Origin of the sequence: Bradyrhizobium septentrionale (genome assembly GCF_011516645.4) — a bacterium.
GTDB classification, from domain to species: domain Bacteria; phylum Pseudomonadota; class Alphaproteobacteria; order Rhizobiales; family Xanthobacteraceae; genus Bradyrhizobium; species Bradyrhizobium septentrionale.
Map to the genome: position 1 here is coordinate 1,831,743 of NZ_CP088285.1, position 12,054 is coordinate 1,843,796.

A 12,054-nucleotide genomic window follows, 5' to 3' on the forward strand; every position below is an offset into this window, starting at 1 on the left:
GGAACGACAACGGGACGATCGCCGTTGTCAGCTTCTTCTCGACGCTCCGTTACTTCCCCTTGAGCGCCTTCTCGTGGCTCTCAAGCGCCGCGGCCATTAGCTTGGGCAATTGCGCGGCGTAGATTTCGATGAAGGTGGCATCGCCGCAGGCCTCCGGATCGCGCGCGGCCTGCTCGGCGATGCGGGCGGCCTTGGCCTCGCATTTCGCGAACATGTGCCAGAACCAGTCCGGGCTCTTGCCGAGCGCCGGCCTGTGCTTCTTGATGACGGCGGCGCCGACCGCGCTCATCGCGTTGACGACGCCGGCGCCCAGCGTGCTGATGGCCCGCGCGTTAAGGATATCCTCGCGCGATTGCGCGGTGGCGTTGGCCGCGGTCGCTCGTCCGGTTGTTCGTGCCTTGGCCGGCATGTTCTGAGCTCCTTGTCGATCCCTTTGGCGCGGCAAGCATCGGCCGCGGAAGTTGAGGAAGGCTCAAGGGGCATGGTTGAAAAGCGCTATGGATTTCATTCCGGTTTTATGCGCTTCCGAGCGATCGGCCTGGAGGGGCTTTTGACCGTCCCTCCAGCGCTCGATCCGTCAGGGGCCGTTACCCTTTCGCGCCGTAACGGCGGATCAGCTGGTCGGCGACATCGTTGAGATCGTCACCCACGACCTGCGGCTGCGGGCCGACGCCGAGCACAGCATTGCCGGGGCGCTTGATCAGCGCGGCCTCCCAGCCGGCGGCCACCGCGCCGAGCGTGTCCCAGGTGTGGCATGCGATCAGGCAGAACTCCGAAGGTTTTGCCCCAAGCTCCCTCTCGACATAGCCATAGGCCTGCCGCGACGGCTTGTGATGCTTGACGCCATCAGCGGAAAAGCGCCGCTCGAACAAATCGACGATGCCGCCATGCGTCAGCTGCCGGGTCTGCACCTCCAGCAGATTGTCGGTCAGCGTGAACAGGCGGAAGCCTGCGGCGCGCAGTTTGCGCAGCGCCGCCGGCACTTCGGCATGCGGCGGCATAGTGGAGAATTTCTCCGTCAGTTCCTTCTTGTCAGACTCGTCGATCCTGATGCCGCGCGTATCCGCCAGCATCTTCATGACCGCGGCGCCGATGTCGGTGAAGGGCACGTAGCAGCCTGCCACCGTGAGCGAGGCGGAATACATGATGAAGTTCGCGAACCACAGTCGCATCGCGCTCTTGTCGTTGAAGATGCGCGCGAACACCGGCTCCATGGTCTCGAGGTCGAGCAGGGTCTCGTTGACGTCGAATACAATCAAGGGAAGCGCCATTTTCCTGGTCTCCTGTTGGTTGGTCTTCTTTTTTGAGCATGATCTTTTCGGAAAACCGCTACGTACTTTTTCCGGATCATGCTCTGGTTCTCAGCCCCTATCCTTGATCCGGCTGCGATGCGCGGCCTGCTTGGCGCGATTGCCGCAGATCGCCATACTGCACCAGCGGCGCGCACGCGCCCTTGTGTGATCGGCGAACATCAGCGTGCAGGCCGGGCCCTCGCAGGCCTTGATGTCGGTAAAGCTCTCCTCGCAGACGACCCTGGCCATCGCCTCGCCGATCGGCAGCAGCAACGACGTGGCCGAGCGCCAGCGCCGAATCCGCTCCAGCGCGAAGCCGTCATGCTCGTCGTGACGATGCGGCACGATCCGGCTGAACGCCTGATCGCTTTCGAGCAGCCGGTTCAGCGGCTCGAGCTCTTTCAGCGCCCGCGGCGTCAGCGGCCGGCCCATATGCTTGCGGACGAAGCCGCGGAACCATTCGCGCAGATCTCGGGCCTGACCGGCGACGTCGTCGAGCTCACCCGCGGTCGCCCGTGCGCCGAGCTCATCGAGCACATCTGACGGCACCAGCTTGGCCTGCGCCAGCCAGCGCAACAGGCCGTCGCCATCGGCGATCCAGTCCACCGGCGTATCGACCGGGGTCGCGATCGAATTGATGAAATCGAGCCCCAGGCTGTCGGCGATGAACATCGCGGGCGGATGGGATTGCACGGTGACGGCTCCTGGCGGCTTTTCGACTTCGCCGCAAATAACCTGATTAAAGCCTGTTGACAAGTTACGAGCATTGGATCATAAGCGGTGTAACCTGTCAAATAACATTTGACAGGTTACAGTGAAAGCAAGGGAGCTGAAGATGTCGAATAAGGATGTCAGCGTGGTGCTCGCCCATGGCGCGTGGGCCGACGGTTCGAGCTGGGCGCGGGTGATCACGGCGCTCGATGCCGAGGGCATCACCGCGGTGGCGGCGCCGCTGCCCCTGACTTCGCTCGCGGACGATGTCGCCGCGCTGAACCGCACGCTGGACCGCGTCGAGGGACCGATCGTGCTGGCCGGCCACGCCTATGCCGGCGCCGTCATTGCCGAGACCCGTTCGCCGCGCGTCAAGGCGCTGGTCTATGTCGCGGCGCTGGCGCCTGACGAGGGCGAGACCGTCGCCGACGTGTTCTATCGCGCACCGCCACATCCGTTCGCGCCAAAACTCGCACCCGACGCCAATGGCCTGATCTGGCTGCCGGAGTCCGCCTTCGCATCGGCCTTCGCGCAAGGCGCGCGCGCCGAGGAACTTGCAGTGCTCGCGGCGGTGCAGCGCCCGATCTCGCCGGCCTGCATCACCGTTCCGGTCGGCCGTCCGCGGTGGAAGGACATCCCGAGCTGGTTCCTGGTTGCCGAGGACGACCGGATGATCGCGCCGGAGACCCAGCGTAGCATGGCGGCGCGAATGAAGGCTGTGGTGCGTTCACACCCCGTCGATCACACGCCGATCGTCACAGCGCCAGCGCAGGTCGCGGACATCATCCGAGAGGCGATCAGCGGGCTTGTGACGCAAATCAAATCCTGACCCCACCACCACATCACGACCACAAGGAGTGACAGATGTCCCAGCTCAAATATCGCACCGCCGATGTCGATGGCTTCAAGGTGTTCTATCGCGAGGCCGGATCGCCCGGCGCGCCAAAGCTTTTGCTGCTGCACGGCTTCCCGAGCGCGGGCCATATGTTCCGCGATCTGTTTCCGCTTCTCGCGGACAAATTCCACATCGTGGCGCCTGATCTGCCCGGCTTCGGCCAGTCCGACATGCCGGCGCGCGACAAGTTCGCCTACACCTTCGACAACATCGCCAGCGTGATCGACCGCTTCACCGAGGTGATCGGCTTCGACCGATACGCGGTCTATGTGTTCGACTACGGCGCGCCGACCGGCTTCCGCCTCGCGCTCAAGCATCCGGAGCGGATCACCGCGATCATCTCGCAGAACGGCAACGCCTATGAGGAGGGCCTGAGCGACGGCTGGACGCCGATCAAGGCCTATTGGCAGGATCCCTCGCCGGCGAACCGTGACGCGCTGCGCGCGTTCCTGACGCCGGACACCACGCGCTGGCAGTACACCCACGGCACGACAAATGCCGAGGCGGTGTCGCCCGATGGCCAGAACCTCGACAATTACTACATGGCGCGGCCCGGCGCCCATGACGTGCAGCTCGACCTGTTCGGCGACTACAAGAGCAACGTCGCGCTCTACCCGGCCTTCCAGAATTACTTCCGCGCCCATCAGCCGCCGTTCCTCGCGGTGTGGGGCAAGAACGATCCGTTCTTCCTGCCGCCGGGCGCCGAAGCCTTCAAGCGCGACAATCCGCGCGCGGTGGTGCGCTTCTTCGATACCGGCCATTTCGCGCTGGAGACGCATGCTGCCGAGATCGCGCAAGCCATCCGCGAATTCCTGAGCCGCTGACGTCACCCGCGCCGATCACCAGGGAATATGCACATGACCGAATCCGTCGCCATCGTGACCGGCGCAAGCTCCGGCATCGGACGGGCCACCGCGCTGCGGCTCGCCCGGGATTTTACGACAATCGTCCTCGTCGCGCGCAGCGGCGAGAAGCTGCGCGAGGCAGGCCGGGAGATCGATGCCGGCGGCACCACGCCGCTGGCGCTCGACCTCGATCTCGCCGCGCCTGATGCCGCCGACGGTGTCGTGAAGGCCACGCTGGATCGCTTCGGCCGCATCGATGCGTTGGTCAATGTCGCAGGCGCTGTGCCCGGGATCGATTTGCTGGAGATGACCGACCAGCAATGGGATGCCGGCCTCGCGCTCAAATTCCACGGCGCCAGGCGGCTGACGATCCGCGCCTGGGATGCGCTGAAGACCTCGCAAGGCGCGGTGGTCTTCACGTCAGGCAATGCCGCCGTGCTGCCGCGCGCCGGCGCAGCCGCGGTGGGCACGATCAACGCAGCGATCGAGGCGCTGGCAAAAGCATTCGCCGAGCGCGGCATCGACGACGGCGTGCAGGTGAACTGCGTATCGCCGGGCGCCATCATGACCGGACGGCGCCTTGCGATGCTGGAGAAGGCCGCGGCGGCCAGGCAGGTCGACGTCGAGACTGCGAAGGCAGGCTTCCTCAGGCAGGCCGGCATCAAGCGGTTCGGCTCGGCGGAAGAGATCGCCGATCTCATCGCGTTCGCCGTGTCGCCGCCGGCGCACTGGATGACCGGCACTGTGCTGCGCATGGATGGCGGCGAGATCAGGACCGTGTGAGACCGCGCCATCTGCGTGATCCCCTGTCTTCCCCTTCCTCCTGACGGGGAAAGGCCGGGATGGGGGTCAGCAGCAGACGCCGCTGTATGCGGAGAGAGATCCCCACCCGCTTTGCTCTGGCGAGCAAAGCGACCTCCCCTTTTCAAGGGGAGGTTTGGAGTACGCATGGCCCGAATGAAGGTCTGCTTGACGGCGCGGCTGCCCGTGCGGAATCTGAACAGATCGACATCCCAGCGAGGTCACGCAGATGCCAACCTATTACTGCACCAGCGCGCAGGGCCGCCTCAGCGCGGAGCAAAAGAGCCGGATCGCGGGCGAGATCACCCGGATCCATGCCGAAGTGACGGGCGCGCCGAGCTATTTTGCCCAGGTGATCTTCAGCGAGGTCGCCGCGGGCAACTGGTTCATGGGTGGCGTCCCGGTCGCGCATGATCATATCTTCGTCTACGGCCACATCCGCTCCGGCCGCGCCGCGGTCGACAAGACGCGGATGATCAGGCTGATGGCCGACTCCGTCGCGCAGGCCGCCGATGTCGACAGCAAGCGCGCGGTCTGGGTCTATCTCAACGAATTGCAGCCGCGGCAGATGATCGAATTCGGCCATGTGCTGCCCGAGCCCGGCGACGAGCCGGCCTGGACCGACGCGCTGCCGGAGGCGGACCGCAATTTCATGCAGTCGATCGGCAAGCGGCGCTGAGAGCGCCTACGCCCCGGTGACGCGCCAGATCACGTTGCCGACATCGTCGGCCACCAGCAGCGAGCCGTCGGGACCGAGTGCGACGCCGACCGGGCGGCCGTACGACACCTTCTCGTCGGGCGCGAGGAAGCCCGACAGGATGTCGCGCGCGGGCCCCGAGGGACGGCCGTTGCTGAACGGCACGAACACCACCTTGTAGCCCGACAGCGTCGAGCGATTCCACGAGCCGTGCTGGCCGATCACCATGCCGTCGGAGAAGCCCGGCAGCGTGCCCGCGGGCATCCAGCACAGGCCGAGCGAAGCGGTGTGGCCGCCGAGCGCGTAGTCCGGCTGGATCGCCTTGGCGACCAGCGCCGGATCCTGCGGCACGCGATCGTCCACCGTCTGCCCCCAGTAGCAATAGGGCCAGCCGTAGAAGCCGCCGTCGCGCACCGAGGTCAGATAGTCCGGCGGCGTCTCGTCGCCGATGCCGTCGCGCTCGTTGACGACGGTCCACAGCACATTCGTCGTCGGCTCCCACGCGATCCCAACCGGATTGCGCAGGCCGCCGGCGAAGATCCGGCTGGTGCCGGCGACGAGATCGAGCTCGTAGATCGCGGCCCGGCCTTCTTCAACCTTCATGCCGTTCTCGGCGATGTTGCTGAGCGAGCCGACGCCGGCATAGAGCTTCTTGCCGTCGGCGCTCGGCAACAGGCTGCGCGTCCAATGCCCGTCGGGCTTGAAGGTGACGAGCTTGCGTCCCTCTGCCGTGATGCGGTCCGCGCCCGCGGTGTAGGGAAAGGCGACCACGCCGTCGGTGTTGCCGACATAGAAGGTGTCGCCGACCAGCGCCATGCCGAACGGTTGGCGCAGGCCCTCCATGAAGGCACTGCTGCTTTCGGCAACACCGTCGCCGTCACGGTCGCGCAGCAACGTGACGCGGTTGGCGCTGACGCCGAGCGCGGCGGCGCGGCGCATCGTCGCCTGCATCGCATAGTGGAACACGCTGCGCGGGGTGCCGGCGATCTGCGTCGCCTCGGCGATCAGCACATCGCCATTGGGCAGCACGTTGATCCAGCGCGGATGATCGAGCCCGGCTGCAAAGGCGTTAACCTTGAGCCCGGGCGCGGCGGCCGGAAGCTGGCCCTTGTCCCAGCCGCGTGCCGTCGGCATCTTCAGCGTCGGGATCGCGCCCTGCGACTTTGCCGCCGGAATCTGCGGCGCGCTGCCCCAGGCGGGCGCCGGCGCTACGCCCTGCATCCGCCGCCACGCCACGGCGCCCGCACCGATCGCCGCAACGACGCGGGCAAAAACTCCAGACGTGCTCATGAACTTCCCCTGTACTTGTGCCGTGTTATTTCGCCTTGCTGGCCGGCTGCGACCGGCAAGAGCATTGGCATAATGCCGGCCCTGATGACAGTAGTTATACGATCTTCGCAGCCGCCCTCGAATCGAGGAAACTGTGCACACGCTCCCTTGTCAGAGCGTTTTCCTCCCTGAGACCTTGCCCGCCGCAGTGGCGGGCTTCCTTTTGCGGAACGCCCCGCTTTTTCGAAGCACGGCTGCGCGGCCCGGCCGTGGACCGTTATAGCCAGGAGGGCATAGCGGACCAGCGCGGGATGCATACTGCTGCGCAGAGACGTGCGTACCGGTCCTTCAGGGTCCAAGCCCCCTCACCAAAATCTGATCCCACCCTCGTGCAGCTTCACCTTCATGGGGTGCATGGCAGATCAGGAACGCTGCTCCATGCCGGTCGCTGGTCGGGACACCAGCACGGAGAGTCTGAATGCAACGGAAGACCAAGATACTGACCCTGGCCGTGGCGTCCCTGATTGCAACGACAGCAGGTGCGTTCGCGCAGGGCTATTATCCGTATAGGAGCCCCGATGCGAGATACTACGGCGGTCCGCGCTACGAGACCGTTCAACCGCACGTGATGTACCAACCGGCGCAACCGGGCCGGTACGGCGCGATGAACGGCAGCAACCATCCGGCGCCGAGTTCGACCCAGGGCGACGTTGGTCCTGAAGGGAACAACAACGGCACGCTGACCGGCGTCTACCGACAGTGGTAGTCCACGCAAAATAAAAGGCCCATCGCTCGGCCTGAGCGATGGGCCTTTTTGCTGTTCCTCACCCGGCCGCCTGGACATGCACGGGCGTCTCCGCCTCCAGCGCGGAAGAACTGCGTGCTGCAGGCGCCGTTCAAGGCCGCGCGGCGGTCAGTCTTTCCGGTCTATCTCGGGCTTGTCGCGCAGAACAGCGTTCAGAAGCGAGCTGTGAACTTCGATCTTTCCGTTGTAGCTGATGAAGCCGAGCTTGCGGAACTTGTTCATGAAGAAGCTAACCCTTGAACGGGTCGCACCGATCATTTCGGCCAGCGTTTCCTGGCTGATCTCGACGTCAATGGGCTGCGCGCTGGTTTCCTTGCCGAAATTTGCCAGCAGGAGCAGCAGGCGCGCCAAGCGCTTCTCGCTGGAATTGAAAAGTTGGTCGATCAGGTCTTCTTCCATTCGGCTATTGCGCGCGAGCAGATAGGTCATGAACAACTGAGAGAACATCGGCTTGGCTTCGAGCGTTGAAATCATCGCCGTCTTCGATATTCGCGTGATGACGCAGTCCTCCATTGCCGTGGTCGTGGCAATCCGCAATGGATGACCGTTGAGGCAGCCCTCACCAAAGAATTGTCCCGGCTCCAGGATCCCGACCACGGCTTCCTTACCTTGGTCAGAAACGACTGTGAGTTTGACCTTTCCTTCTTGAATGTAGAATACCGCGTCCGCGACATCTCCCTGCGCGAATACGTTCTGGCCTTTGCCAAAGCTAGAAATCGATTTTCCGGCCCCAACCTTGGCCAGGAAGGTTTTGGGATCAAACAAGTCCTTCGCGGGCTTAACCAAAACGGCACTCTCGTTCGCTGGGCGTTAGCATGCTGTCATGCTACCAAGATTCTGCAGGATGTTCATCCGTTGAACGGCGCGCGCAGCGGGAAATTGGCGTCAAAACGACGCGCTTGACCACCGTTGCAAGAGCCACTGCGCGAGATGCGGGCATGTCGAGAAGTTGCGCGTCTTTGCGCGGATTTCACCCTGTCGCGGGTTGCCTGATTAGCCGCGGCGCTCCGCGGCCTTGCCGCTGCCGAGCGATTCGGCACAGGCCTTCGCAACCGCCGAGTTTGGCTCAGTGCTTCCCGGCATCGTGGCCCAACCGCCTTTTTCGACAAACCTGCTCTGGTCGAATGAATAAGTCGCCTTCTTCATTTCGGCCAGGTTCGTCGAGGCATCGGCGGCTTGTCGGAACCTGTCAACGCAGATGGGTGTGAGAGCTGCGACGACGGCCGTCGCAGCACGGTTGCTCGCGAGGGTCTCGGCCGACCCGCCCGTCACCCAGCCCCCCCAGCTGAACCCCACGATCGCCAGAGCAATTGCTCCGCCTGCAGCGCCCCATAACGCGGGCCGCATGGCAGCTTTTGTTTCCTTGGAGATTTCCATGATCTTCATCCTGACCTAGAGGTTTGGGACAGTTCGTGAGACCAAGACACGTCGATTGATCGGTGTCTGTACCAAATTGCTCATTCGGGCGCGGATGGACCTTCGGGGATGGCCTGGTGTACCGCTTGTTTGTGCCCGCGATGCTCCTGAGCTGCGCGGTCGCTGTCGCGATTCCTCCACCGCGCAGTTGGGTACGAGCGGTGTGCCCAAATAGTCGGTTCCGTGTTCCTTTTTGGACAGACAGGGAGGGCCCTCGCCGATCTATTCCGTACATTGCACGACTTGAAATATATTACCGATCAGCCCGGCCCTCGCGGCCGGGCTTTTCGCTTCAGATCGCCCGTTCCGATCAAACGGCGGAATGACACCGGCGTCCCGGCAAAGCGAGAGAGCCTTCCTACGGCGGTTTCGAGCGCAGAGGTGCCCGGTTCGCGTGAAGAAAACACGTCAAACCAAAAAACCGCCTGGGATTCAATCAGAACCGCCAATCGAGGCCCATCGCTCAGTCCGAGCGATGGGCCTCGATGCCTTGCTGAAAGAGATCTCACACTGCGGTCACGGTTCACTTCACCATCGCGCCGTAGACGATGTCCTGCACGTTCTCACGATAATATTTGCGCAGCTCGCCGGGCGCTGCGGTTCCCACCACCACGACGAGGCGTTCCTTCGGATCGCAGAAGAACTGCGTGCCGTTGGCACCGTTCCAGGTGAACTCGCCGGGATTGCCCGGCACCGACGACAGGCCCTCGCTGGTCCGCACCGCGACCGACAGCCCGAAGCCGAAACCGCCGCGATGCGGCTCGACGGCGGCGACGTTGTTCTTGATCTCGGGCCCGAGATGGTTCGAGGTCATGTGATGCACCGTCTTGGGGCTGAGGATGCGCTGGCCGTCGAGCTCGCCGCCGTTGAGCAGCATCTGTCCGAAGCGGAGATAGTCGCCGACGGTGGCGAACGAGCAGGCGCCGCCGCAGTCGAACTTGATCGGTGCGTCGAGCACCCTGATCGATTGCGGCTTGCCGGTCAGCGGGTCGTTGGCGAACGGCCGCGCCAGCCGCGCGCGCTGGGCGTCGGTCAGGTGGAACGTCGCATCCTTCATGCCGAGCGGTGTCCACACATTGGCCTTGAGATAGTCGCCGAGCCGCTCGCCCGAGACCTTCTCGACCACGGCGCCGAGCACGTCGATCGAGAAGCCGTATTCGAACTCGGTGCCAGGCTGATGCACCAGAGGCAGCTTGGTCATGCGGTCGATAAAGGCCTGAGTGTCGCCCTCGACCGCCGGCGCCGTGCCTTCGGGATAGAGCCGGGCCAGCGCGCTCGAACTGTCGGGCCGACCGCCATACATCAGGCCTGAGGTGTGGCGATAGAGATCATGGATCAGAATCGGCCGGGCCTGCGGCTCCATCTTCAGCGAGCCGTCCTCCTGGGGCACGCCGACCTTCATGTCGGCAAATGCAGGATAGTACTCGGCGACCTTGGACTGCAGCGGCAGCCTACCCTGCTCCATGAGCGTCAGCCCGGCAACCGCCGCCATCGGCTTGGTCATCGACGCCAGCGCGAACACCGCATCGATCGGCATCGGCGTGCCCTTCACAGGATCGAGCTGGCCATAGGCCTTGTAATGCACGAGCTTGCCGTCGCGCGCGATCGCCACCACAGCGCCGGGCACCCGCTTGGCCGTGATCTCGCGCGCGAAGAAATCGTCGAGCCGCGCCAGCCCAGCTTTCGAAAACCCGGCCTGGTCGGGCTTTATCTCGGGCAGCGGCGCGGCGTGAGCGATGTTGAAAGCAAGGCCAGTCGCGGCGACAGCCGCGGCAATAACGGTTTTTCTCATTGTTTCCTCACCGGGGACTGCGGGCGATTGTTTATGGTGTTCGCTGCCCGCACCCGGAGGGCTTAGATTACGCCGGCAAGGGCGACAAGGCGTGCCGACGCGCGGCCGCGTCGCCGGGTTGCATGCCTCCGTTGCCGAGGCGCGGCTCGACCTCGTGCTCGAACGTCTTCAGCGCGGCGCCGATCGCCTGGTGCATGTCGAGATATTTGTAGGAGCCGAGCCGGCCGCCGAAGATGACGTTCGGATGCGATGCCGTCATGCCGTGGTAGGAGGCGAGCATCGCGCGATCGGCGGCGGTGTTGATCGGGTAATAGGGCTCGTCGTTGCGGCCGGCGAAGCGGGAATATTCGCGGTAGATCGTCGTCCGCGCTTGCGGATGCGCGCGCTCCGGATGCAGATGCCTGAACTCGTGAATGCGGGTGAATGGCACCTCGGCGTCGGCATAGTTGATGACGGCGGCGCCCTGGAAATCGGCGACGTCGTGCACCTCGCGCGCGAAGTCGACAGTGCGCCAGCCGAGATGGCCGCAGGCATAGCCGAAGAAGCGGTCGATCGGTCCGGTATAGACCACGAGCTGCCGCGGATTGATGCGGTCGGCGACGTCGAAATAGTCGACACCGAGCCGGACCGCGACCTTGGGATGATCGAGCATCCGGCGGAAGATCGCGGTATAGCCGTCCACCGGCATGCCCTCGCAACGGTCGGCAAAGTAGCGGTCATCGAAGGTGAAGCGGACCGGCAGCCGGCCGATGATGTCGGCCGACAGCTCGCGCGGATCGGTCTGCCATTGCTTCTGCGTATAGCCGCGGATCAGGAGGTCGTAGAGCGTGCGGCCGACCGAGGCGATCGCCTTGTCCTCGAGATTGCCGATCCCGGAGGCGCCGTGCGCTGCGGCCTCCGCCGCGATCGCGGCGCGCGCCTCGCCGGGCGTCATGATCCGGCCGAACGCGGCACACACGGTGGCAAGGTTGATCGGCATCGAATAGACGCGGCCGTTCGCCACCGTGAAGACGCGGTGGCGATAGTCGGTGAACCCGGTGAAGCGCTGCAGATAGCGCCAGACGGTCTCCGAATTGGTGTGAAAGATATGGGTGCCGTAGCGATGCACCTCGATGCCGCTATCCGGGTCGACCTCCGAATAGGCATTGCCGCCGATATGCGGACGGCGGTCGAGCACGCAGACGGAGCGGCCGAGCCTGCTCGCCACCTGCTCGGCGATCACGGCGCCGAAGAAGCCCGCGCCCACCACGACGACATCGAAGCCATCAAGCTGCATGTGATCCCCGCCCCTGCCCGTCGGATGGCGACGGCGCCCCGACGGAGCTTCAACGCTGCGGCACGGCCATTCCGGCGAAATAAATCGCGGCGTCAGGATAATTCCGAGCCCGGAACGGCCGGCTCGGCCGTTCAACGAGGAGCATGCGAGGCGATCGATAAGTCCGCGCGCAGCAACAACATCATACGCGGGGGCCTCATGTCCGTGATCTGCGTTCTCTACTCCAGCAACACGACCTATGATTCGCTGCGCGGC

The 12,054-nt window shown here is 64.4% G+C and carries 13 protein-coding genes; 5 read left to right on the forward strand and 8 right to left on the reverse strand.

The window, feature by feature from the left end; all coding sequences use genetic code 11:
- Nucleotides 1–49: 49 nt before the first annotated feature.
- The 3 genes from HAP48_RS10575 to HAP48_RS10585 form a co-directional block, all read right to left on the reverse strand.
- The gene (locus HAP48_RS10575; protein WP_166213823.1) at nucleotides 50–409 is read right to left on the reverse strand and encodes a hypothetical protein; all 360 of its coding nucleotides are present in this window, start codon (nucleotides 407–409) and stop codon (nucleotides 50–52) included.
- A gap of 178 nt (nucleotides 410–587) precedes the next feature.
- A complete protein-coding gene (locus HAP48_RS10580) occupies nucleotides 588–1,271 on the reverse strand; it encodes a haloacid dehalogenase type II (protein ID WP_166213822.1) in 684 nt (227 codons plus the stop codon).
- 90 nt (nucleotides 1,272–1,361) lie between these two features.
- Nucleotides 1,362–1,964 (reverse strand): CGNR zinc finger domain-containing protein, encoded by a 603-nt coding sequence (locus tag HAP48_RS10585; protein ID WP_166216595.1) that lies wholly within the window; start codon nucleotides 1,962–1,964, stop codon nucleotides 1,362–1,364.
- A 163-nt stretch (nucleotides 1,965–2,127) separates the two neighbouring features.
- Here HAP48_RS10585 and HAP48_RS10590 point away from each other — a divergent pair, with 163 nt between their 5' ends.
- The 4 genes from HAP48_RS10590 to HAP48_RS10605 all read left to right on the forward strand — a co-directional run bounded on the left by HAP48_RS10590 (nucleotide 2,128) and on the right by HAP48_RS10605 (nucleotide 5,223).
- On the forward strand, nucleotides 2,128–2,832 hold the full coding sequence (locus HAP48_RS10590) for an alpha/beta fold hydrolase (protein WP_166213821.1): 705 nt from the start codon (nucleotides 2,128–2,130) through the stop codon (nucleotides 2,830–2,832).
- Nucleotides 2,833–2,867: 35 nt separating this feature from the next.
- Nucleotides 2,868–3,722, forward strand: coding sequence for an alpha/beta fold hydrolase (locus HAP48_RS10595; protein ID WP_166213820.1), 855 nt, complete (start codon nucleotides 2,868–2,870; stop codon nucleotides 3,720–3,722).
- A gap of 33 nt (nucleotides 3,723–3,755) precedes the next feature.
- A complete protein-coding gene (locus HAP48_RS10600) occupies nucleotides 3,756–4,526 on the forward strand; it encodes an SDR family oxidoreductase (RefSeq protein ID WP_166213819.1) in 771 nt (256 codons plus the stop codon).
- A gap of 247 nt (nucleotides 4,527–4,773) precedes the next feature.
- Complete coding sequence (locus HAP48_RS10605; RefSeq protein ID WP_166213818.1) at nucleotides 4,774–5,223, forward strand: tautomerase family protein; 450 nt, start codon at nucleotides 4,774–4,776, stop codon at nucleotides 5,221–5,223.
- A 6-nt stretch (nucleotides 5,224–5,229) separates the two neighbouring features.
- Here HAP48_RS10605 and HAP48_RS10610 read toward each other — a convergent pair whose 3' ends face one another.
- The gene (locus HAP48_RS10610; protein ID WP_166213817.1) at nucleotides 5,230–6,531 is read right to left on the reverse strand and encodes a PQQ-dependent sugar dehydrogenase; all 1,302 of its coding nucleotides are present in this window, start codon (nucleotides 6,529–6,531) and stop codon (nucleotides 5,230–5,232) included.
- Nucleotides 6,532–6,988: 457 nt separating this feature from the next.
- Here HAP48_RS10610 and HAP48_RS10615 point away from each other — a divergent pair, with 457 nt between their 5' ends.
- Nucleotides 6,989–7,276, forward strand: a complete 288-nt coding sequence (locus HAP48_RS10615) for a hypothetical protein (RefSeq protein ID WP_166213816.1) — start codon at nucleotides 6,989–6,991, stop codon at nucleotides 7,274–7,276.
- Nucleotides 7,277–7,423: 147 nt separating this feature from the next.
- Here HAP48_RS10615 and HAP48_RS10620 read toward each other — a convergent pair whose 3' ends face one another.
- From HAP48_RS10620 to glf, 4 genes are all read right to left on the reverse strand, one after another.
- On the reverse strand, nucleotides 7,424–8,101 hold the full coding sequence (locus HAP48_RS10620; protein WP_029079813.1) for a Crp/Fnr family transcriptional regulator: 678 nt from the start codon (nucleotides 8,099–8,101) through the stop codon (nucleotides 7,424–7,426).
- A gap of 207 nt (nucleotides 8,102–8,308) precedes the next feature.
- Nucleotides 8,309–8,692, reverse strand: coding sequence for a hypothetical protein (locus HAP48_RS10625; RefSeq protein WP_166213815.1), 384 nt, complete (start codon nucleotides 8,690–8,692; stop codon nucleotides 8,309–8,311).
- A 562-nt stretch (nucleotides 8,693–9,254) separates the two neighbouring features.
- The gene (locus HAP48_RS10630) at nucleotides 9,255–10,523 is read right to left on the reverse strand and encodes a serine hydrolase domain-containing protein (RefSeq protein WP_166213814.1); all 1,269 of its coding nucleotides are present in this window, start codon (nucleotides 10,521–10,523) and stop codon (nucleotides 9,255–9,257) included.
- Between the two features lie 67 nt (nucleotides 10,524–10,590).
- The gene (glf, locus tag HAP48_RS10635; RefSeq protein ID WP_166213813.1) at nucleotides 10,591–11,799 is read right to left on the reverse strand and encodes a UDP-galactopyranose mutase; all 1,209 of its coding nucleotides are present in this window, start codon (nucleotides 11,797–11,799) and stop codon (nucleotides 10,591–10,593) included.
- Nucleotides 11,800–12,054 lie beyond the last annotated feature (255 nt).

Bases quoted from the DNA above. Each gene is read 5' to 3' on its own strand.
- HAP48_RS10575 (WP_166213823.1), bottom strand. From the start codon at position 409: ATGCCGGCCAAGGCACGAACAACCGGACGAGCGACCGCGGCCAACGCC.
- HAP48_RS10580 (WP_166213822.1), bottom strand. From the start codon at position 1,271: ATGGCGCTTCCCTTGATTGTATTCGACGTCAACGAGACCCTGCTCGAC.
- HAP48_RS10585 (WP_166216595.1), bottom strand. From the start codon at position 1,964: ATGTTCATCGCCGACAGCCTGGGGCTCGATTTCATCAATTCGATCGCG.
- HAP48_RS10590 (WP_166213821.1), top strand. From the start codon at position 2,128: ATGTCGAATAAGGATGTCAGCGTGGTGCTCGCCCATGGCGCGTGGGCC.
- HAP48_RS10595 (WP_166213820.1), top strand. From the start codon at position 2,868: ATGTCCCAGCTCAAATATCGCACCGCCGATGTCGATGGCTTCAAGGTG.
- HAP48_RS10600 (WP_166213819.1), top strand. From the start codon at position 3,756: ATGACCGAATCCGTCGCCATCGTGACCGGCGCAAGCTCCGGCATCGGA.
- HAP48_RS10605 (WP_166213818.1), top strand. From the start codon at position 4,774: ATGCCAACCTATTACTGCACCAGCGCGCAGGGCCGCCTCAGCGCGGAG.
- HAP48_RS10610 (WP_166213817.1), bottom strand. From the start codon at position 6,531: ATGAGCACGTCTGGAGTTTTTGCCCGCGTCGTTGCGGCGATCGGTGCG.
- HAP48_RS10615 (WP_166213816.1), top strand. From the start codon at position 6,989: ATGCAACGGAAGACCAAGATACTGACCCTGGCCGTGGCGTCCCTGATT.
- HAP48_RS10625 (WP_166213815.1), bottom strand. From the start codon at position 8,692: ATGGAAATCTCCAAGGAAACAAAAGCTGCCATGCGGCCCGCGTTATGG.
- HAP48_RS10630 (WP_166213814.1), bottom strand. From the start codon at position 10,523: ATGAGAAAAACCGTTATTGCCGCGGCTGTCGCCGCGACTGGCCTTGCT.
- glf (WP_166213813.1), bottom strand. From the start codon at position 11,799: ATGCAGCTTGATGGCTTCGATGTCGTCGTGGTGGGCGCGGGCTTCTTC.